The organism is Sphingomonas sp. Leaf34 (genome assembly GCF_001421805.1).
In the GTDB taxonomy this organism is placed as follows: Bacteria; Pseudomonadota; Alphaproteobacteria; order Sphingomonadales; family Sphingomonadaceae; genus Sphingomonas.
This window is the reverse complement of sequence record NZ_LMLC01000001.1, coordinates 682,859-703,892: the sequence shown is the minus strand read 5'-3', so window position 1 is coordinate 703,892 and position 21,034 is coordinate 682,859. Positions and strand designations below refer to the sequence as shown.

Here is a 21,034-nt window from a genome sequence, read left to right as displayed (position 1 = left end):
TCCGAAGGACTGACGAAGGGGTGTCGTACTATCGAGAGGGGGGCACCCCTCCGTCTGGCAAGTGCCAGCCACCTCCCTTTCAGGGGAGGATCACCTATTCCGATGCCCGCTGAGCTGCGCACCGGCATCCTTGGCGAACCGGCGGTTCCAGATCGTCGCGGACGCCGACACTGCGGTCACCACCAGGAACGCCAGCGTGAAGTCGGTCAGCGCGGGGCGTGTCGCGCCCGTGCCGAGCATCCCGACATGGAGCGACGCCGCGCCGACGCAGATGCCGAGCGACAGCATCAATTGCTGGAATGTCGCGTAGAAGCTGGTCGCGCTGCTCATCCGCGACGACGGGATCTCGTCATAGGCGATCGTGTTGTACGCCGAGAACTGGAACGACATGAAGAAGCCCGAGAGCATCAGCACGCCGAAGATCGCCGGGACCGGCCAGTCGGGGCGGAACAGCCCGGCGACCGCATAGCCCGAGCTGGCGCACAGCCCGCCGACGATCAGGCTGTTGCGGAAGCCGAAGCGGCGGAGCACGCGTGGGGCGAGGCTCTTCATCGCGAGCGAGCCGATCGCGCCGGCGATCGTGATCGCGCCGCTCGCCGCCGCGGTCATGCCGAAGCCCAATTGGAGCATCATCGGCAGCAGGAACGGCTGTGCGCCCTGCGTGATCCGGGTCAGCGAGCCGCCGATCACCGACAGGCGGAAGGTCGGGACTCGCATCAGCGACAGATCGAGGATCGGGTCGCAGCGCCGCTTGGCGTGACGGATATAGGCGACGCCCGCGACGAGCCCGACCGCGATCAGCGCGATCGCGCGCGACAGTTCGCCGGTGCGGCTGGTCATCTCGAACCCGAACAGCAGGCAGCCGAGCGACACGCCCGACAGGAGAAAGCCGGGTACGTCGAACCGTGCCGGTTTGTCCTCGCGGACCTCGCCGATGAAGCGCGTCACCAGCACGACGCCGAGCAGGCCGATCGGGACGTTGAGATAGAAGATCCAGCGCCAGTCGAGATAGGTGACGATCGCGCCGCCGACCGGTGGCCCCAGGATCGGACCGATCAGCGCGGGCATGATCAGCCACGACATCGCCTGGACCATGTCCTCCTTGGCGACGCTGCGCAGCAGGACGAGGCGGCCGATCGGGATCATCATCGCCCCGCCCAGACCCTGCACGAAGCGCGCGGCCATCATGAACGGCAGGCTGGTCGCCTGGCCGCACAGCATCGATCCGCCGACGAGGATCAGGATCGCCGCGCGGAAGATCGTGCGCGAGCCGAACCGGTCCGCCAAGCGTCCGCTGGCGGGAATGAAGATCGCGAGCGCCAGCAGATACGAGGTCAGCGCCGAGCTCATGCTGGTCGCGGGCACGCCGAAATCGCGCGCCATCGTCGGCAGCGCGGTGGCGAGCACGGTCGAATCCATCTGCTCCATGAACAGCGCGCAGGCGATGATCAGCGCGGTGATCCGATAGTTGCTGGGCGTATGCGGCAGCGCGTGCGGATCCTTGGCAACGCGCGCGATGGTGTCGGCGGCGGGCATGATGCCGTCGCGGATCTCGCTGTTGATCGAGGCGAGCCCGCGCCGACGCAGCCTCATGCCTGCCACCCCCCGCCGAGCGCCTTGAACACGTCGACCTGGCGATCGACGAGCAGCGCATCGGAGGCGGCGAGGTTGGCCTGCGCGGTGGTGAGCGCGGCCTGTGCGGTCAGCAGCGACAGGAAATCGGTGCGGCCGAACCGGTAGAGCGTGCCCGCCTGGTCGGCGGCGCGCGCGGCGCTGCCCTTCGCGCGGCGCAAGGCGGCGTTGCGGTCGCCTTCGCGCGCATAGGCGGACAGCGCCGTCTCGGTCTGGCGCAGCGCCTCGAGCGCGGTCGAATCGAACTGCGCCAAGGCCTGATCCGCCGCCGCGCCTGCCTGCGCGATCTGCGCGCGGATGACCGGGCGGTTGGGGAAACTCCAGCTGATCAGCGGGCCGAGGCCGAGATGGAACGCATTGCCGGAGCCCAGCGACGAGACCGGGCCGGTGAACCCGGCGGAACCGCCGAGGCTGACCTGTGGGTAGAGGTTGGCGGTCGCCACACCGATCCGCGCGGTGGCGGCGGCGAGCGAGCGCTCCGCCGCACGGATATCGGGACGGCGCAGGATCAGCGCGCTGCCGTCGCCGATCGGCAGCGGGCGGGTGAGCGCAGGCGGGCGGGCGCAGTCCGCGACGTCCCTGGGATAGTCGGCGGGGGTGCGGCCCATCAGCGTGGCGAGCCGGTACAAGGCGGCGGTGCGCGTCGCGATCTGCGACGGGATCAACGCCTCGCTCTGGTCGACCGCGGTCCGTGCGCGCGTCACGTCGAACGCGGTGCCGCGGCCGCCGCGCTGCAGCCGCTGGGTCACGTTGAGCGTCTGGCGTTGCAGCGTGAGGATGCGGGTGTTCGCGGCCAGCACCATGTTGGCGGTGCAGGCGGTGGCATAGCTGCGCGCGGTCTCCGCGGCGACGGTGACGCGGACATTGTCGCGCGCGGCGGCGACCGCCTCGGCATCGCCCTGCGCCGCTTCGATCGCGCGGCGGATCCGGCCCGACAGGTCGAGCGGGTAGGCGAGCGTGATGCCGAGATTATAGTCGAGCGTGCCGGGCAGGCTGCTGCCGGTCGTGTAGGGGCGATCGAGCGAGGCGCCGCCGCCGAGCGCGGTCGACAGCGTCCGGCCAGCCGCGACTTCGGCGACGACCGCGTCGGCGCGGCGCAGGTTCGCGTCGGCAGCGCGCAGATCGGTGTTGGCGGCGAGCGCTTCGGTGACGAACGCGTCGAGGCGCGCGTCGCCATAGAGCTGCCACCAGCGATCGGGGAGCGGGGCGTTGGCGAACACCTTTTCGGTGCCGCTGTCGAAGGCGCCTTGCGCGGAAGGACGGTTGACGACGGCGGCGTCGGGGAGCGCGTAGTTCGGGCCGGCGGTGGTGCAGGCGGCGAGCGCGAGTGCGAGCATCGCTGCGGCAAGCCCACGGCGGCAGGTGCGCGGGTCCATCCCCCTTGCTCCGTCATCCTGACGAAAGTCAGGATCCAGGGTTACAGGTGACGCCGTCTTGGGCTCTGGAGCCTGACTTTCGTCAGGATGACGGAGGGGGCCGTGGCAGTGACGGAGGGGGGACAGCGCGATGCGGGACAAGCGCGTGCGCATCACGACGTCGCCCCCGGCTGGACCCGCGGCTGGACCGTCACCGTCGCGGTCCGACCGACGATCAGTTGCGTGCCCTTCGGCACCTGAGTCAGCTTCATGCGGACGGGAATGCGTTGCGCCAGCCGCACCCAGCTGAAAGTCGGGTTCACATTGGGCAGCAGATTGGTCGTGTTTGTCCGCTCGCTGTCGTTGATCCCCGCCGCGATGCTGTCGACGCGGCCGTGCAGCGGTTGCGGCTCGCCCATCAGGTGGACGATCACCGGGTCGCCGACGCGGATGCTCCCGAGCTTGGTTTCCTCGAAATAGCCTTCGACTCGGAGCGAATCGGTGTCGACCAGCGCCATCGCCTGCGCACCAGTCGCGATATAGTCGCCGGGGTGAAGATCGAGATTGGTGACGATCCCGTGCACCGTCGCGCGTACCGTCGTCCGAGCAAGGTTCAGCGCGGCGGTCGAGCGAGCACTCTGGGCCTGGGCGAGCGCGGCCGACGCGGTGGCGACTCGCGCGACATTCTGCTCGTGCGTTTCCTTGGCGACCAGATCGCCCAGCACCATATCGCGCTGCGCCTCGCGGCGCGCCTGCAACAGCGTCGCGCGGGCACTCGCGATCGCGGCGTCCGACTGCGCCAGCGTCAACTGGAAGCGCGGGCGATCGACTACGAACAGGACGTCGCCGGGCTTCACTGCCTGGTTATCGTGCACCGCGACCTGGGTGACCAAACCCGCCACGTCGGGCGTCACGCGGACGATATCGGCGCGGATCCGTCCGTCGCGCGTCCACGGATCGGTCTCGTAACGCTGCCACAGCCATAGCGCGACCAGCACCGCGAGCGCGACGATGATCAGCGTGACGGCGGAACGGCCGAGCGGGGCGAGCAGCGATTTCAGGCGGCTATTCATGCGGAAGGTCCGGTGAGCAGGGCGAGCAGCCCGAGGATGAGGATGAACACGGCAAGGTCGACGAGCGGTCGGTAGGTGACCGCGCGATAGGCGCCGGCGAAGGCGAGCAGGCGGGTGGCGATTCCGGTGAGGATCACTGCGGCGACCGCGAGCAGCAGGATGCTCGGCAAATAGACGCCGGCGATCGAAATCTCTCCGGTCATGCCGGCGCCCCGTACGCTGGCGCCTGCGGGAACAGGTTGCGACGAAGCGAGGTCAGCGCGAGTACGCTGGTGCGACGTCGATCAAGCGGACGATCGGGCGTGCTGGTCGCCAAGCCGGTCATCGCGCTGTCGATCCCGGCGAGCAGTTCGGGCTCCGGCGGCGCAGGCTCGTCAGGGCGCAGCGCGCGGTAATGCAGGCCTATCCCGCGCAGCACCGGCGTGATCATCGCGGCCTCGTCGGGCGTGCCGTCGAGCCGCAATTGCTTGAGTTCGCCGACCGCCACGCCAACGCGCAGATCGGTGAGCGCGTCGAGCAGCGGTTTGCCTGGATCCTCGCCCTGCAATGCGAGCCGCGGCGCGAGCAAGCCGATCCGGTCGAGCATTCGCGCGATCCACCCCGCCGCATCGGGGCGGCGCATCGAATCGCTGCGCGCCGCCAGTTCGCGCCAGCCTGCGCGGATCAGTCGGCGCGCGCTGGTGTCTGCGCCGATCGTCTGGAACAGTCCGACCGTGACGACCGCAAACAACGTGCCGACCAGCTGCGCGATTCCGCCGTTGATGAAGCTGCTGAAATCGCTGCCGAAGCGGTCGTTCAGCCCGACCGTATTCAACCCGCCAAGCAAGGCGCCGAGCGTCACGAGCAAGGTCGACGGGCGTGCAAGGAACATCCCGCCGATAAGCATCGGCGGCGCGAGGACCGCGGCCAGCGTCACGAAATCGGTCACGCGCGGCACGATCGCGAATGCGTAGACCGCCGAGACGACCAGTCCGATGATGGTCCCGTAGAAGAACGCCATGATCGCTGGCGCAGGATCGTCGCTGTTACCGAACAGCGCGCAGCATACGCCTGCGATCAGCACCGCGCCGGCGCCGTCCGCCCAGCCGGTGCCGATCCAGAACACGCAGCCGAGCAGGATCGTTGCGACCGTTCCCGCGGCGGCGCGCAACGCGATGCCGCGGTCGCGGTGCAGCGGTCGCCGGGCGATCCGGGCGAGCAGGCGGGCGACGGCGGGGGTGACCGGCGCGCGTGACGGCGAGCGCATCTGGTCGCGCAAGTCGCGCGTGTTGCGGTGCGCATCGACCAGTTCGCCAAGCCTTGCGAGCAGGCTGAGCCGCAACGCATCGCGCCAGATCAGCGTCTCGTCGGCGGGTGGCTCCAGCGCGCGCGCGCGAGCGATCAGTGCGTCCGCGGTTGCCGCGCGGTGCGAGACCTCGGGCGGTTCGCGCAGCCACTCGCGGACATCCCCGATCAGCGCCAGCGCTTCGGGACGCGGCGCGTCGGCGCCACGTTTCAGCTCGACGATACGGTCGTCGACGGCGCTGGCCAGCGGCAACACCATCGACAACTCCGCCTGCAGTGCACGCAACGTCCGCGTGCGCGGCAACAGGCGCGCGGTGTCGAACGGGAGGTGGATCGAGAGCTGGTGCAGCTCGTTGATGTCGAGTGCAAGCCGCCGGCGATCGCGGTCGAGCGCGGCATCGGATGCCCCCGCCAGCGAATCGCGCGACCAGCGTTCGGCATCCGCCAGGATCGCATCGATCCGCGCGAGCAGGGTCGCGGTCACGGTCTGCGGGAAGACGAAGCCGTGGATCAGGCTGCCGCAGAGAATCCCGATCGTGATCTCCTGCACGCGCAGCGCGGCGATCGTGAACACCGCGCCGGGCGTGCTGACCGCGGGAAAGCCGATGATGCTCGCGGTATAGCCCGCAAGCAGGAACAGATACGCGCGCGGCGTCCGGTCGAGCAGCGATACGTAGAGGCACAGCCCGAGCCACAAGGCGAGGCCGAGCGACAGGAGTTCGGGGGCGTTGACCAGGTTGGGTACCAGCACCACGGCGGCGATCGCGCCGAGCACGGTGCCTGCGACGCGAAATACCGCCTTCGACAAGACGGCACCCGCAAGCGGCTGGGCGACGATGTACGAGGTCGTCACCGCCCAATAGGGGCGCGTCAGGCCGATCCTCAGCGCGATGTAATAAGCGAGGATCGCGGCGACGAAGCATTTGGCGGAGAAGAGCGCCTCCTTGCCGCCGAACCGGGCGAGGCTCATCGCGCGCGATCCGCCATGAACCGTGCGCCCAGCCGTTCGGCGACGCGTAGCGCGGTGGCGAGATCCGTATCGGACACGTCGTCGAGCATGGCGTGGCGCAGGCTCGCGAACTTGGCTTCGATCCTGGTCACGAGCGCACGGCCGTGATCGGTGAGACGGATCCGGCTGACGCGTGCATCGACGGGATCGCGGTGGCGCTCGACCAGCCCGGCAGCGCTCATCTGGTCGATCGAGCGGACCAGCGAGGCCTGGGTGACATCGAGTTGATGCGCGAGATCGGTCTGGCGCACATCGTCGCCGAGCCGGCCGACCTGAACCAGTGCCCAGCCGGTCGAGGCTGAAACGCTCATATCGCGGAGCGCGCGATCCGCGGCCTGCCGCCACGACCGCGCGAGCGGCAGGAGCGTTCGGGCGTAGGACGATTCCAGTGTAGCACGGGGCGAAGTCATTAGCGTGCTAAGTAATGGCGTTTGATTTTGCTGCAATGCGGAATTTTTGATCCGCTGCAAAACCCGGCTTGATCGCAAATGGAAAAACGATCCAGACCGACGCGCCACACGGGCGGGGTTCGGGAAGCGCGAGCGCTTCAGTCCAGGAGCGCGACGATCTCCGCCGCGATATCGGCGGGCGGGCGCGACGCGCCGTCCACAACAGTCGATACCGTTGCCCAGCGCCCGAGCAGTCCGGCCTGCGCCATCGCCGCATAATTGGTACGTACCCGATCCTGCAGCCCGGTATCCGCCTCGTACGCATCGAACGCATCGTCGGTGTAGGAGCGTTTGCGCTTCTTCAGGATCAGCCCGCGGGCAATCGCGGCAGGCGTATCGAGATACACCGACAGATCGGGCGTCGGCAGCGCGAACGAGCCCGTCTCGAGATGGGCGATCCATGCCATCATCGCGTCGGCCTCGTCCGCGGGAACCTGCGCCGCCTGATACGCCATGTTCGATGCGATGTAGCGGTCGAACACGACGACGTCGTTCGCGGCCATCGTCGCCAGCAGGTGATCGCGCGATTCCATCCGGTCGAGCGCGTAGAGCACGGCCGCCGCCTTGGGCGACGTGCCGCGCGGCAGCGTGCCTGCCAGCATGGCGCCGAGCGCCCAGCCGCCGACCGTTTCGGTGTAGCGCGGAAACGATACGACGTCGGCGGTGCGGCCGGCGGCGCGCATCTGTTCGACCACCAGCGCCGAGGCGGTGGCCTTGCCCGCGCCGTCGGCGCCTTCGATTGCGAGGAGGAAGCTCATGGGCGCGCCCTAGCAAGCCTTACCGGCTCACCAAAGCCTGCAAATCGATCAGTCCGCGCAACAGCGACGTGCCGCCCGGCGACGCGATGTACCGCGGCGTCCAGTTCGGCCGGAATTTCTCCTTGTATGCGCGCAGGCCGGCAAAGCCGTAGAATCGCTCGCCGTGGCGGAACAGGAACGCGGCGACCTTCGACCAGGTCGGTGACAGCCGCCGCGCCTCGATCCCCGACAGCGGCGCCATCCCGAGCGAGAAATGCCGATAGCCGTGCTCGTGTCCCCACAGCATCAGCCGCGTGAACAGGAAATCCATGCCACCTTGCGGCATGTCCGCGGCGTGGCGCATCAGGTCGACCGATAGTTCCTGCTTGTTGGGCGTCCCCCAGATGTTGGCGAAGGCGACCACGCGTCCTTCGATCCGCACCACCGCGCAGTCGAACTTCGCCAGATAGCCCGACTCGAACCGGCCGACGCTGAAGCTCTTCTCGGCGTGATCCTTGTCGGCGAGCCACCAGTCGGAGATCGCCTGCAGTTCTGGGATGATTGCGGGCATCTCGGCGGCGGGGACCACCGCAAACGCGGCGCCGGCCCGCTCGGCCACGCGGCTGGCCTTGCGCACGCTGCGCATCTCGGGCGTCTCGAGCGTAAAGCCATCGAGTTCGACGGTCGCCTCCTCGCCATATTTGACGAGCTTGAGCCCCATCTCGATTGCGATCGGCACGATGCGCAGGCCGATCTGGTACAGCAGCAGCCGCCCTTGCGCGGCGTCTGCGCGCGCGCGGATCGCCCAGAGGAGTTCGGACCAGGCCTCCGACGGGCCGACCGGATCGCCGATCACGATCCAGCTCGCGCCCTTGACCTGGTACATCAGGAACGCATCGCTGCTGTCCGATACCAGGAAGCGCTTGTCGCCGGTGAAGGCGAGCATCGCGTCGGTGCGGTCGGCATGCGCAAGCGCCGCGGTCGCGACGTCGTCGGGCAGCATGTCGTGCACCACTGGCACCGGCGCCGCCGCGAACAGCCGCCAGATCGACGCGCCGATCAGCAACAGTCCGACCGCGAGGCTGGTGCGCAGGAAGCGCGAGGCATTGGCGTTGGTCTCGAACTGCCACCACAGATCGCTCGAATACCCGACCCGGCGATAGGCGAAGAAGCCAATCAGCACCGACAGGCCGATCGCCGCGCCGACCCCGACCAGCCACTCGGGCGACAGCGGCTCCGCGGTCAGCCGCGTCCGCCGGTAGAACGCCGCCCTTGTCCATTGCAGCGCGGCGGTGGTGAGCAGCAGGATCGTCGCCTCCTCGTAATCGAGGCCCTTGGCGATCGATAGCAGCGCGCCTGCGATCAGCAGCAGCCGCGCCGCCCAGAACGCACCGTCGAGCCGTCGGTACAGCCCCAGCGCAACCAGCAGCAGCATGACGCCGACGAGGCTTGCCGCGACATGCGCCATCTCGCTGATCGGCAGCGGCAGGATCGTCGCGAGCGTGTCCATCCGGCCGGGCGCCGCGGGTAGCGCGCCCGACACGAGCAGCATCGCACCGCTGAGGAACACCAGTACGCCCAGCAGCAGCGGCGCGAGCGGCAACGCGATCGTCAGCGGATCGGCCCCGCGGCCGCGCCACTGCTTGCCCTCGTGGAACGCCATCAACACCGCCGCCAGGATCAGCGGCGCGACATAGTAGATGATCCGATAGGCGAGCAGCGCGGCGAGGATGGTCGCGTTGTTCTCGGGCATCGCCGCGATGATGACCGCCTCGAACACGCCGAGCCCGCCGGGCACGTGGCTGATCAGCGCGACGACGATCGCCACCGCATAGCCGAGGAACAGCACCGGATAGAGCGCGGGCGACGCGTGGGGCAGCAGCACGAACAGCGCGGCGCTGGCCGCCGCGAGGTCGACCGTCGAGACCAGGAGCAGCGCCAGCGCCTGTCGCCAGTTTGGCAGCGGCAGCCGCCAGCCGAACAGCCCGAGCGCGCCACCACGGCGGAAGCGCAGGACGATCCCCAGCATCGCGAGCGGGATCGCGATTCCGATCGCTCGCTCGAGCAGCGGCGGTATCGTCCAGTCGACGATCGGCAGCATGCCGGGATGGATCGCCATCGACAGGCTGGCGACGGCGATGACGCCCGCCCAGAATGTCACGCCCGCGATCAGCACGACGCGTGCCACCGCTGCCTCGTCGAGACCGGCGCGGCTATAGACGCGATAGCGCGCCGAGCCCCCGGTCAGCATCGCCAGGCCGAGATTGTGGCTGATCGTATAGCTCGTGAACGATGCGACCGCAGCCGTGCGCCATGGCAACGGGTGGCCGATCACCTTCAGCGCGATCGTGTCGTAGAAGGTCAGCGCGATGTAGCTGACGATGGTCAGCGCGATCGATGCGGACAATTCGGGCCAGCCGAGCGCTGCGAACGCCGCGCGCACTTCGGACAGCCGGATTTCGGCGGTCAGCTTGTGGATCGCCGCGAAGCCGATCACTGCGACGATCAGCACCGCCAGCGCGATCAGCGTGCCACGGCGGTGTGCGATCCAGTCGCGTATCCGGGCCATGCGCGTCAACCGCGGTGCCACGTCTGCGTCTTGCAGAAGAACCCGCCGACCAGACAGCCCTTCACGGCGATCGTGTTCGCGTCGACCAGCGTCAGCGTCGAGCCGAACGTCCGGCCCATGTCGGGGACAAAAATCTCCCCGGACCATTTGTTGTGCCCGCTGGGCCTGTAGTCGCGCAGCAGCGCCGCGCCGATCAGCTTCGGCGTGCCACCGTCGCGCGCATCCGCCTGCGCCTCGTCATCGGCGCGAACGACCCAGCCGCACAGCGTGTCGCCAGCCGTCCTGTCGGGGCAGACGCCGGTCTTCACGGCCACGCTGTTTTTCGGATTGTGCCAGGTTCCGTCGACAGGAGACGCGGGGGCGGGGCCTCCCGCGAGCACCGCGAGCGCCAACAATGCAGCAACCATCAATCGATCCTCACCCCGCGGACACGAACCGCCATATCACGTCGTAGAGCGCGTCGGCGTCGCGGTGAAGCGGATGTCCACCGGGCAGCGCGACCCGCGTTGCATTGGCCTGCGTTAACAGCGGGCAAAGACTGTCGATTTCGTCGGCGCCCTGGACGCACAACAACGGCGCCCAGATAAGCCGGCGCGCGGTCGGCAACGCTGCGGTGGTCGGCGTCCAGATGTCGAACACCTCGCTCGGCGATGCGCGAAACTGAACGGTGTCCTCGGGTACGATCAGCGCGACCCTGGCGATCTTCGTGCGCAGCGGTGGGGGCAGTCCGACCAAGCCGACATGGAGCATGTCCGCGCCGAACGACTGGCCGATCAGCACGACCCGGTCGGTATGTCCGAACCGCAACGCGCGTTGTTCGGCGCGCGCGATCAACGTCGTGATGTCCGCTGGCGTCCGGGTCTTGCGCAGATAGGTCAGCGTGTTGACAGCGACCACGGGCACTCCGTCCGCCACCAGCCGCCGTGCGATCTGGGGGGCCATGCCGATCTTCACCCCGAGGTCTCCGCTCAGCAGCACGACCGCATAGCGACGCTCCGGCTTGCTCGGCGCGAGATCGGTGAATACCGGGCCGCCGAAATAACCGAGCCAGCCCATGAAGCCGACCGCCGCCACGGCGAGTCCGACAAAAGCGAGTGAGGATCGGCGAAACCACGGCATTCGCAACCGATTGCGCCCGAGCGGATGATCGACACGTGGAGCAGGCATGACGTTTTCGTCATACGGTCAGGCGGGAAGTCCTGCGATCCTCCGCTTGGCGGGGGGGATTGTCAGCCGGTCCGCGCCTCAGCCCGGCTCGTGCGCGAGGCGTTCGTGATGCCGGATCACCTCGTCTATGATGAAACGCAGGAATTTTTCAGAAAATTCCGGGTCGAGCTGCGCGTCGGTCGCCAATTGCCGGAGCCGGGCGATCTGGCGCTCCTCGCGACCGGGATCGGCGGCGGGCAGGCCGTGCGTCGCCTTGTGTCGGCCGACCGCCTGCGTCACCTTGAAGCGCTCGGCGAGCATGTGGATCAGCGCCGCGTCGATATTGTCGATGCTCTGGCGGTATCCGTTCAGCAGTTCGTCAGCCACGCACGCACCCTTTCACTGGTTCGCCGCGCCTTTTGCGGGCACGATGCGGGATCGGCAAGAGGCAGCAAGGGTTGCTTTGCCGGGGCATAGGCGTCAGAGGCACGGGAAGATGAGCGCCACCGTCCACCGCCTCGAATCCCTACGTCCCAATCCCGAGTCCCAGCCGTCGCTGGACCCGATGGTCAGGCTCGTGTCCGGCGACATGGATCAGGTCAACGCGGTGATCCGCGGCCGGATGCAGTCCGAAATCCCGTTGATCCCCGAACTCGCCGGTCACCTGATTGCGGGCGGCGGCAAGCGGATGCGGCCGATGCTGACGCTCGCGAGCGCGCAGCTGATCGGCTATGCCGGCACGCAGCATCACCTGCTCGCCGCCGCGGTCGAATTCATCCACACCGCGACGCTGCTCCATGACGACGTCGTCGACGGATCGGACCTGCGCCGCGGCAAGCGCACGGCCAACATCATCTGGGGCAATCCCGCCAGTGTGCTGGTCGGCGATTTCCTGTTCAGCCGCAGCTTCGAGCTGATGGTCGAGGCGGGTAGCCTGAAAGCACTCAAGATCCTGTCCTCCACCAGCGCGGTGATCGCCGAGGGCGAGGTCAACCAGCTGACCGCCGCACGCCGGGTCGATCTCGGCGAGGAGCGCTATCTCGACATCATCGGTGCCAAGACCGCGGCGTTGTTCGCGGCGGCGTGCCGGATAGCCGCGGTCGTTGCGGAGCGGCCCGAGGCGGAGGAAGCCGCGCTCGACGCCTATGGCCGCAACCTCGGCATCGCGTTCCAGCTGGTCGACGACGCGATCGACTATGTCTCGGACGCGGACACGATGGGCAAGGACGCCGGCGACGATTTCCGCGAGGGCAAGATGACGCTGCCGGTGATCCTGGCCTACGCGCGCGGCTCGGCAGAAGATCGCGCGTTCTGGAAGGACGCGGTCGAGGGCCGCCGCGACAGCGACACCGATCTGCAACAGGCGGTGCGGCTGATCCGGTCGACGCGCGCGATCGACGATACGTTCGCGCGCGCGCGGCATTACGGACAGCGCGCGATCGATTCGATCGCGGGGTTTCCCGACGGCGCGGCCAAGGACACAATGGTCGAAGCGGTCGAATTCGCGGTCGCCCGCGCGTACTGAATTGATCCTCCCCCGCCAGGGGGAGGTGGCAGGCGTCCGCCGGACGGAGGGGGCGGGAAGGGAAACGCCTGTTGCGTGTCCTTCCCCTCCGTCACCTTCGGCGACACCTCCCCCTGGCGGGGGAGGATCAAGCGAAGACACAAAAACGGCGGCCGATCGCTCGGCCGCTGTTGTCGTTTCTAGAACCGGTTAGGGCTCAGCGGCACTTCACGTTGCCGCGATCGACCGAGCGGCCGAGCAGTGCGCCGCCACCGGCACCCGCCAGCGTGCCGAGCGTCCCGCCGCCGATCAGGTTCGCCAGCACGCCGCCGCCAAGCGCACCAATCACCAGACCGGTCGTGCCGTCGTTGCGCTTGCAATAGGCGCGGCCGTCCCTGCCGCGATAGATGCGGTCGTTGCGGCTGAGCCGGCGCTCGCGGTAATTACCGTTCTGGTAGCTGCGCGACGGATCCCAGTTGCGATCATTGTCACCGCGCCAATTGCGATCGCCCCCACGACGGTCGTCACCCCAGCGGCCGTCACGATCGCGGTGGTCGCGGTCGCGGCGATCGTCATTGCGCTGCGCAGTCGCTGCGGTCGGCAACATCGCGGGAGCGGCAACCGCGACCGACATCAGCGCGGCGATAAGATGCTTCTTCATGGGTAAATGCTCCTGATCTATGTCGGGGTAACACTTCCCTCGTCGTAAAAGTTCAAACCGTCGCCGCGTTCGCCATCGAACACGCATGGCCGCTGCCCGTCTCGACCTGCAGCGTGGCATGGCCGATCCCGAACCTGTCGTGCAGCATCACTCGGGTATCGCTCAGGAAGTGATCGCCGGGATGGCCGGCGGGCATGACCAGATGCGCGGTCAGCACGGGTTCGGTGGTGCTCATCGGCCAGATGTGCAGATCGTGGATCTCGGTGACTCCGGGCAGGTCGCACAACGCCGCGTCGACATCGTCGAACGCGATGCCGCGGGGGACGGCGGACAGCGCCATCTCGACCGTCTCGCGCAGCAGGCCCCAGGTCTGCCAGAAGATGAGGATCGCGATCACGATGCTGACCGCGGGGTCGATCCAGGTGAGCCCCGTGCGCCAGATCACGAGGCCGGCGATCACCACGCCCGCCGAGACCAGCGCGTCGGCCGCCATGTGCAGATACGCGCCGCGAATGTTGACGTCGCCCTTGCGCCCGCGCGCGAACATCCAGGCGGTGATCGCGTTGACCGCGATACCGATGCCCGCGACCATCGAGACGGTGAGGCCCGCAGTCGGGGCGGGGTCGGCGAAACGCTGCGACGCCTCGAGCACGATCGCGCCCAGCGCGACGAGCAGGAGGAGTGCGTTGGTGAGCGCGGCGAGGATCGTCGAGCCCTTCAGCCCGTAGGTGAAGCGCTTGCTGGGTGCTGTGCGCGCGAGCATCGTCCCGCCCCAGGCGACGACGAGGCCGAGCACATCGGACAGGTTGTGCCCGGCGTCGGCGAGCAGCGCGACCGAGTCGATCCGCAGGCCGACGATGGCTTCCACCGCGACGAAGACGATGTTGAGGCCGATGCCGATCGCAAAGGCGCGGTCGAACGAGGCGGGGGCGTGGCTGTGCCCGTGCCCGCCATGCCCGTGCCCGCCATGCCCGTGCCCGCCATGGCCATGCCCGGCATGGCTGTGACCATGACCTTGAGAATGCTCGTGATGATGTCCGCCCAAGGCCCGCGCTCCACTGATCCTGTCGCCGCGTAGCATCGAGCGGTCGTGAGATACTAGGACGCGGAGCGGTCATCATACGCACCCCGCGCGATCCTCCCCCGCCAGGAGGAGGTGGCAGGCGCAGCCTGACGGAGGGGGAGGAAAGGGAAACGTCTGTCGCGTGTCCTCCCCCTCCGACGACTTGGGCGCCACCTCCCCCTGGCGGGGGAGGATTGGGGATGGCAGATGCGTCACCCCTCGCTGGCAAGCGCCTTCAACCGGTACAGCGCATCGAGCGCATCGCGCGGGCTCATCGCGTCGATGTCGAGCTTCGCCAGATCCTCGCGCAGCACGTCGCAAGCGACCTCCTCGACCTGCGCCGCGGCGGCGAACAGCGGCAGGTCGTCGAGACCGGCGGCGATCCCGCCGGTCTTCGCGCGGCCCGCCTCGAGCTTGGCCAGCACCGCCTTCGCGCGCGCAACCGTCGCCGGTGACATCCCCGCGAGCCGCGCGACCGCAAGCCCGTAGCTGCGATCCGCCGGGCCGTCGGCGAGTTCGTGGAGCAACACCAGCTCGCCCTTCCACTCGCGCGCGCGGACGTGATGCAGCGACAGCGCCTCGCAGCGTTCGGCAAGCCGCGTCAGCTCGTGATAATGCGTCGCGAACAGACACCTGCACCGGTTGTCCTCATGGATCGCCTCGACCACCGCCCAGGCGATCGCGAGCCCGTCATAGGTCGAGGTGCCGCGCCCGACCTCGTCGAGGATCACGAACGAGCGCGGCGTCGCCTGCGCGAGGATCGCCGCGGTCTCGACCATCTCGACCATGAAGGTCGACCGCCCGCGCGCGAGATTGTCCGACGCGCCGACGCGGCTGAAGAGGCGATCGACGAGGCCGAGCGTTGCCTTGGTCGCGGGCACGTAGGAGCCCGCTTGTGCCAGCACCGCGATCAGCGCGTTCTGGCGCAGGAAGGTCGATTTACCGCCCATGTTCGGGCCGGTGACGAGCCACAGCCGCGAGCTTTCGGACAGGTTGCAGTCGTTCGCAACGAACCGGTCGCCCGATTTCGCGACCGCGGCTTCGACCACCGGGTGCCGTCCGCCCTCGATCTCGAAGCACGCGTGATCGACCAGCGCCGGCCGCGCCCACGCACCTTCCGCCGCGCGCTCGGCGAGGCCCGCCGCTACGTCGAGCCGCGCGAGCGCATCGGCGGTCGCGGCGATCGCCTCGCGCCCCGCCAGCGCCTGCGCGGTCAGCTCCTCGAGATGCGCGGCTTCGGCCGCCAGCGCATGCGCGCCCGACTGCGACACCTTGGCCGCGACCTCGTGCAGCGCAGGCGTGTTGAACCGCACGACCCCGGCCAGCGTCTGGCGATGCGTGAAGCCGCTCTCGGGCTTCATCAGCGGGTCGGCGGCGCGCGCAGGCACCTCGACATGATAGCCGAGCACGCCGTTGTGGCGGATCTTCAGCGCGGTGACGCCCGTGGTGGTGCGGAATTCGGCCTCCAGCGCGGCGATCGCGCGCCTGCCGCCCGCGCCCGCATCGCGCAGGTCGTCGAGCGCGGCGTCATAGCCCGCCGCGATATACCCCCCGTCGGACGACTCGATCGGCGGTGACGGCACCAATGCGCGCTTGAGCAGGTCGATCAGCGCGCCATGCCCGCGCAGCCGCGGCGCGATGGCGCGCAGCAGCGGCGGCGGCGTGTCGATCCCGTCGAGCCGCTCGCCAAGGCTCCACGCGCCGTCGAGCCCGTCGCGCAACTGGCCGAGATCGCGCGGGCCACCACGCCCCGCCGCGAGCCGGCCGAGCGCGCGGCCGATATCGGGGAGCGCGCGCAGCGTCGACCGCAACCGCTCGCGCGCCGCCTGATCGTCGTGGAACAGCCGGACGAGATCGAGCCGCGCATCGATCGCGGCTGCGTCCATCAACGGCGCGCCGAGATCCGCGCCCAGCAACCGCGCGCCCGCGCCGGTGACGGTGCGGTCGACCGCGTCGAGCAGGCTGCCCTTGCGGACGCCGCCGGTGGTGCAGGTGAGCTCCAGGCTCTCGCGCGTGGCCGCGTCGATTGCCATCGTCTCCGCCGCGCGGCCGATTCGCGGCGGGCGCAGGAAGGGCATCGTGCCCTTGGCGTTATGCTCGAGATACGCGACCAGTCCGCCCGCCGCGGCGAGGGAGGCGCGGCCGAACTGGCCGAACCCGTCGAGCGTCGCGACGCCGTAGAGCCGCTTCAGCCGCGCCTCGCCCGCGGCGCTGTCGAAGTCGAGCTTGGGCCGGAGCGTGGTGGCGGCCTCCGCGAACACGCTCGCCTCCGCGGCGACGACTTCGGCCGCGCCGAGCCGCGCGAGTTCGGCGTCGACCGCGTCGGGGGCGACCTCGACGATTTCGAACCGGCCGGTCGAGACGTCGGCCGCGGCGATCGCGACGCCGCCGCCGACCTCGCCGATCGCGACGCACCAATTGTCGCTGCGGGCGTCGAGTAGTGCCTCCTCGGTCAGCGTGCCGGCGGTGACGACGCGGACGATCGCGCGCGCGACGAGCGCCTTGGAGCCGCCGCGTGCCTTGGCCTCGGCGGGGCTCTCGACCTGCTCGGCGATCGCAACGCGGTGGCCCGCCTTGATCAGGCGTTGCAGATAGACGGTCGCGGCATGGACGGGGACGCCGCACATCGGGATCGGCTTGCCCTCATGCTCGCCGCGCGCGGTCAGCGCGATGTCGAGCACCGCGGCGGCGGTCCGCGCGTCGTCCATGAACAGCTCGAAGAAATCGCCCATGCGGTAGAACAGCAAACAGTCCTGCGCCTCCGCTTTCAAGCCGAGATACTGCGTCATCATGGGGGTAGGGGCGGGGTGCGACATCACGGTGCGGGTAGCGAAAAGCCGCGCCCCGTAAAACCCCTCTCCCCTCGGGGAGAGGGAGGGGCCCGCGCGCAGCGTGGGAGGGTGAGGGGGCGTGAGGCTCGGCTGCGCACCCCAACCGCCCTCATCCGCACCACCCCCGCTTATCACAACCACCCCGGCGAAGGCCGGGGCCCAAATGGGGGACGGCGGTAACAAAGGACGGTCCGTCCTTACTTCAGCCTTCCCACTTGGGCCCCGGCCTTCGCCGGGGTGGTGGTTAGCTCCAAGCCCTGGGGCAAGTGTCCGGGGTGACGAACGCCGGCCACCTGCCTAGAAGGTCCTCCAATCCTAACGATCCCCCCGCGAGGCCCCGCCATGTCCGACGAAACGCTCCAATTCTCCGAACGCGAAGCGCTGCTGTTCCATTCGGAAGGCCGGCCGGGGAAGATCGAGATCATCGCGTCGAAGCCGATGGCGACGCAGCGCGACCTCGCGCTCGCCTATTCGCCCGGCGTCGCGGTGCCCGTGCAGGCGATCTACGACGACCCCGCGACCGTCTATGACTATACCGCCAAGGGAAACCTCGTTGCGGTGATCTCGAACGGCACCGCGATCCTCGGCATGGGCAATCTCGGCCCGCTCGCCAGCAAGCCGGTGATGGAAGGCAAGGCGGTACTCTTCAAGCGCTTCGCCGATGTCGACGCGATCGATATCGAGCTGAAGACCGAAGACGTGAACCGCTTCATCGACGCGGTCGAGCTGATGGAGCCGACGTTCGGCGGCATCAACCTCGAGGACATCAAGGCGCCCGAATGCTTCATCATCGAGCAGGCGTTGCGCGAACGCATGAACATCCCGGTCTTCCATGACGACCAGCACGGCACGGCGATCATCACCGCCGCGGGGCTGATCAACGCGTGCCTGCTGACGGGCCGCAAGCTCTCCGAGGTGAAGATCGTCGTCAACGGCGCGGGTGCGGCGGCGATCGCGTGCACCGAGCTCGTCAAGGCGATGGGCGTGCGCGGCGACAACGTCATCCTGTGCGACCGCAAGGGCGTGATCTACCAGGGCCGCGAAGGCGTCGACCAGTGGAAGTCCGCGCACGCCGCGATCACCGAGACGCGCACGCTGACGGAGGCGCTGGTCGGCGCCGACGTGTTCCTCGGGCTGTCGGCGGCAGGCTCGCTGACGCCCGAGATGGTCAAGGACATGGCGCCCGCGCCGATCATCTTCGCGATGGCCAATCCCGAGCCGGAGATCCGCCCCGAGCTGGCGATGGCCGCGCGTCCCGACGCGATCGTCGCGACCGGCCGTTCGGATTATCCGAACCAGGTCAACAACGTGCTGGGTTTCCCGTTCATCTTCCGCGGTGCGCTCGACGTGCGCGCGACGGGGATCAACGATGCGATGAAGATCGCCGCCGCCAACGCGATCGCCGAACTCGCGCGCGAACGCGTCCCCGAGGAAGTCGCCGCGGCGTACGGCGTCCGTCACAGCTTCGGCCCGACCTACATCATCCCCGCGCCGTTCGATCCGCGGCTGATGGAGGTCGTCCCCGTCGCGGTCGCCAAGGCGGCGATGGCGTCTGGCGTCGCGACCAAGCCGATCCTCGACATCGAAGCCTATCGCCATTCCTTGAGAGCGCGGCTCAACCCGACCACCTCGGTGCTGTCGATGGCGTATGAGGGCGCGCGCGCGCATCCCAAGCGCGTGATCTTCGCGGAAGGCGAAGAGGAGGTCGTGCTGCGCGCGGCGATCGCGTTCAAGGAAGGCGGCTATGGCACGCCGGTGCTGGTCGGTCGCGACGACGTGCCCGAGCGGTTGCGCGCGCTGGGCGTGACCGACCCTGAGAGCTTCGAGCTGCACAACAGCCGCGTCTCGCCGCTGGTGCCCAAGATGGTCGACTTCCTGTATTCGCGGCTCCAGCGGCGCGGCTATCTGCGCCGCGATTGCGAGCGGATGGTCAACCAGGACCGCAACATCTTCGGCGCGCTGCTGCTCCAGCTCGGCGAGGGCGACGCGATGATCACCGGCATCACGCGGACATACGGCGAGACGATGCGCCAGATCCGCCGTGTGATCGATCCGCTCGCGGGCAAGACGCCGTTCGGCATCCACCTGCTCGTCGGCCAGAGCCACACGGTGTTCATCGCCGACACGACCGTCAACGAGCGTCCGACCGCCGAGCAACTCGCCGACTTCGCCGAACAGACCGCCGCGGTCGCGCGGCGGATGGGGCATGAGCCGCGCGTCGCGTTCCTCAGCTATTCGAACTTCGGCAACCCGAAGGGCGAATGGCTCGAAAATATCCGCGATGCGGTGACGGTGCTGGATGGCCGGCAGGTCGGCTTCGAATACGAAGGCGAGATGGCGCCCGACGTCGCGCTGAACCCCAAGCAGCTGGCCAACTATCCGTTCGCACGGCTGTCGGGGCCGGCGAACGTGCTGATCATGCCGGGGCTCCAGTCTGCGCATATCTCGGCGAAGCTGCTGCGCGAGCTGGGTGGCGACTCGGTCATCGGCCCGATGCTGATCGGCATGGAAAAGCCGGTCCAGGTCGCACCGATGACGTCGACCGCAAGCGAACTGGTGACGCTGGCGGTTCTGGCTGCAGGGGGAATCGCGCGGTAAGTCGGGTTTTCGGCAGCCCGCCCCTCCATCCCTCCATTTTGACCCCGAAATACATTGCGTCGCGGTAATGACGCATGGTGTATTCACTGTGACAGGGTAAACGGCTCCGTCCTTTCGCCTCTCCAGTATCGTTGCGTCGCGTCTCGCCGATGTTGAGGGGGGGTAAATGACAAAATATTGGGGGGTGGCCTGTGTCGTCGCGCTGAGCGGTTGCTCGGTGCCTGAGTCCTTACGCACGAAGTTATCGGCGGATCCCACCGAAACAAAAGACGAGAAGCTGATGCTCATCGTCGAGATGCGTCAGGCGTATGACTGCAATGGCGATGCCGGGGCCAAGGACGCTGCGACAAAAGCCGCCAGGAAAAAGCCGTCCGGGAGCGAGGGGCCGGTTTCGGCCGCGAACTGTCAGAAAATCGTCGACAAACTAGCCGCATTCCGACGGTCCGATTACACTACGCCGCTGACGACAGAGCAGAAAGTCCAGCAGGAACAAGTGTTGCGTTTCATGGATGCTGGCACGACCCTGTCCGACGTGTATTGCGACGAGTTCTTCCGGTCGGTGAATCTGTCTGCGCGCAAGCGACAGTTCGGCAAGGGCCTGGCGACCGACACCAGCACGCTCGTCGCCGGCGCGTTGAACCTTGTCAAGGCGGGCAGTGCGGCGCTTACTGCATCGACGGTAGGGTTCAACGCCCTTAACGCCAGCTTCCGGAATTACGACGAGAGCTTCATGGTTGATGCGGATCTTGCCAAGATGCGGCGTCTGGTCCTGGCGGCGCAGGACAGCATGAAGCTGCAAAACGAGAAGCTGCCGCCAAGAACGTTCTTCGCCGCAGAGTCCAAGGTTATCCGCTATGCCGGGCTGTGTTCGTTCCTGGGGATGAAGGACCTGTTCAACGACTCGATCGCCACGAAAACAGCGGACATCGAGAAAAAACGTGCCGAGGAACAACGACCGTCGGAACGTCCCGTTACGACAGCGAACGTGAGCACTGCCCCGGCAGGGGCGCCCGGCGCACCGGCGGTGACTCCGGACGGGAAAACGCAGCCCGCCTCTACCGAATCCACCATCGCCCCCCTGTCTCAGCCGTCGCCGCCGGGTTGAACGGCGCCGCGTTAAGTG

17 protein-coding genes are annotated in these 21,034 nt (G+C 68.3%); 3 read left to right on the top strand and 14 right to left on the bottom strand.

Going from position 1 to position 21,034, the window contains the following annotated elements:
- Window positions 1–90: 90 nt before the first annotated feature.
- The 11 genes from ASF00_RS03245 to ASF00_RS03195 form a co-directional block, all read right to left on the bottom strand.
- A complete protein-coding gene (locus tag ASF00_RS03245; RefSeq protein WP_156348144.1) occupies window positions 91–1,593 on the bottom strand; it encodes a DHA2 family efflux MFS transporter permease subunit in 1,503 nt (500 codons plus the stop codon).
- Window positions 1,590–3,008, bottom strand: a complete 1,419-nt coding sequence (locus tag ASF00_RS03240; RefSeq protein WP_055874012.1) for an efflux transporter outer membrane subunit — start codon at window positions 3,006–3,008, stop codon at window positions 1,590–1,592. The genes ASF00_RS03245 and ASF00_RS03240 overlap by 4 nt, the downstream gene beginning before the upstream one ends.
- 152 nt (window positions 3,009–3,160) lie before the next feature.
- Window positions 3,161–4,060 (bottom strand): efflux RND transporter periplasmic adaptor subunit, encoded by a 900-nt coding sequence (locus tag ASF00_RS03235; protein ID WP_055874009.1) that lies wholly within the window; start codon window positions 4,058–4,060, stop codon window positions 3,161–3,163.
- Window positions 4,057–4,263 (bottom strand): DUF1656 domain-containing protein, encoded by a 207-nt coding sequence (locus tag ASF00_RS03230; protein ID WP_055874006.1) that lies wholly within the window; start codon window positions 4,261–4,263, stop codon window positions 4,057–4,059. The genes ASF00_RS03235 and ASF00_RS03230 overlap by 4 nt, the downstream gene beginning before the upstream one ends.
- The gene (locus tag ASF00_RS03225) at window positions 4,260–6,314 is read right to left on the bottom strand and encodes an FUSC family protein (protein WP_055874003.1); all 2,055 of its coding nucleotides are present in this window, start codon (window positions 6,312–6,314) and stop codon (window positions 4,260–4,262) included. The genes ASF00_RS03230 and ASF00_RS03225 overlap by 4 nt, the downstream gene beginning before the upstream one ends.
- On the bottom strand, window positions 6,311–6,664 hold the full coding sequence (locus ASF00_RS03220) for a MarR family winged helix-turn-helix transcriptional regulator (protein WP_235525586.1): 354 nt from the start codon (window positions 6,662–6,664) through the stop codon (window positions 6,311–6,313). Before ASF00_RS03220 ends, ASF00_RS03225 begins: the two co-directional genes overlap by 4 nt.
- Before the next feature lie 236 nt (window positions 6,665–6,900).
- Window positions 6,901–7,560 (bottom strand): dTMP kinase, encoded by a 660-nt coding sequence (locus ASF00_RS03215; protein ID WP_055873997.1) that lies wholly within the window; start codon window positions 7,558–7,560, stop codon window positions 6,901–6,903.
- Between the two features lie 19 nt (window positions 7,561–7,579).
- Window positions 7,580–10,108, bottom strand: a complete 2,529-nt coding sequence (mprF, locus tag ASF00_RS03210; RefSeq protein WP_055875312.1) for a bifunctional lysylphosphatidylglycerol flippase/synthetase MprF — start codon at window positions 10,106–10,108, stop codon at window positions 7,580–7,582.
- Between the two features lie 5 nt (window positions 10,109–10,113).
- Window positions 10,114–10,515: a DUF2147 domain-containing protein gene (locus tag ASF00_RS03205; RefSeq protein WP_055873994.1), complete on the bottom strand. Its 402-nt coding sequence runs from the start codon at window positions 10,513–10,515 to the stop codon at window positions 10,114–10,116.
- 10 nt (window positions 10,516–10,525) lie between these two features.
- Complete coding sequence (locus ASF00_RS03200) at window positions 10,526–11,275, bottom strand: virulence factor (protein ID WP_235525584.1); 750 nt, start codon at window positions 11,273–11,275, stop codon at window positions 10,526–10,528.
- 78 nt (window positions 11,276–11,353) lie between these two features.
- Window positions 11,354–11,641 (bottom strand): chorismate mutase, encoded by a 288-nt coding sequence (locus tag ASF00_RS03195; protein WP_055873988.1) that lies wholly within the window; start codon window positions 11,639–11,641, stop codon window positions 11,354–11,356.
- A 109-nt stretch (window positions 11,642–11,750) separates the two neighbouring features.
- Here ASF00_RS03195 and ASF00_RS03190 point away from each other — a divergent pair, with 109 nt between their 5' ends.
- A complete protein-coding gene (locus ASF00_RS03190) occupies window positions 11,751–12,779 on the top strand; it encodes a polyprenyl synthetase family protein (RefSeq protein ID WP_055873985.1) in 1,029 nt (342 codons plus the stop codon).
- Window positions 12,780–12,975: 196 nt separating this feature from the next.
- On the opposite strand, the gene ASF00_RS03185 is transcribed toward ASF00_RS03190, so the two are convergent.
- From ASF00_RS03185 to mutS, 3 genes are all read right to left on the bottom strand, one after another.
- Entirely contained in the window at window positions 12,976–13,419 is a 444-nt protein-coding gene (locus ASF00_RS03185; RefSeq protein WP_055873982.1) for a glycine zipper 2TM domain-containing protein, read from the bottom strand.
- Between the two features lie 52 nt (window positions 13,420–13,471).
- Entirely contained in the window at window positions 13,472–14,464 is a 993-nt protein-coding gene (locus tag ASF00_RS03180; RefSeq protein WP_055873980.1) for a cation diffusion facilitator family transporter, read from the bottom strand.
- A 230-nt stretch (window positions 14,465–14,694) separates the two neighbouring features.
- On the bottom strand, window positions 14,695–17,274 hold the full coding sequence (gene mutS / locus ASF00_RS03175; protein WP_055873978.1) for a DNA mismatch repair protein MutS: 2,580 nt from the start codon (window positions 17,272–17,274) through the stop codon (window positions 14,695–14,697).
- Window positions 17,275–17,655: 381 nt separating this feature from the next.
- Between mutS and ASF00_RS03170 the strand changes: the two genes are divergently transcribed.
- Both ASF00_RS03170 and ASF00_RS03165 read left to right on the top strand, forming a co-directional pair.
- The gene (locus ASF00_RS03170) at window positions 17,656–19,911 is read left to right on the top strand and encodes an NADP-dependent malic enzyme (RefSeq protein ID WP_055873977.1); all 2,256 of its coding nucleotides are present in this window, start codon (window positions 17,656–17,658) and stop codon (window positions 19,909–19,911) included.
- Between the two features lie 166 nt (window positions 19,912–20,077).
- Window positions 20,078–21,016: a hypothetical protein gene (locus ASF00_RS03165; protein WP_055873975.1), complete on the top strand. Its 939-nt coding sequence runs from the start codon at window positions 20,078–20,080 to the stop codon at window positions 21,014–21,016.
- Window positions 21,017–21,034 lie beyond the last annotated feature (18 nt).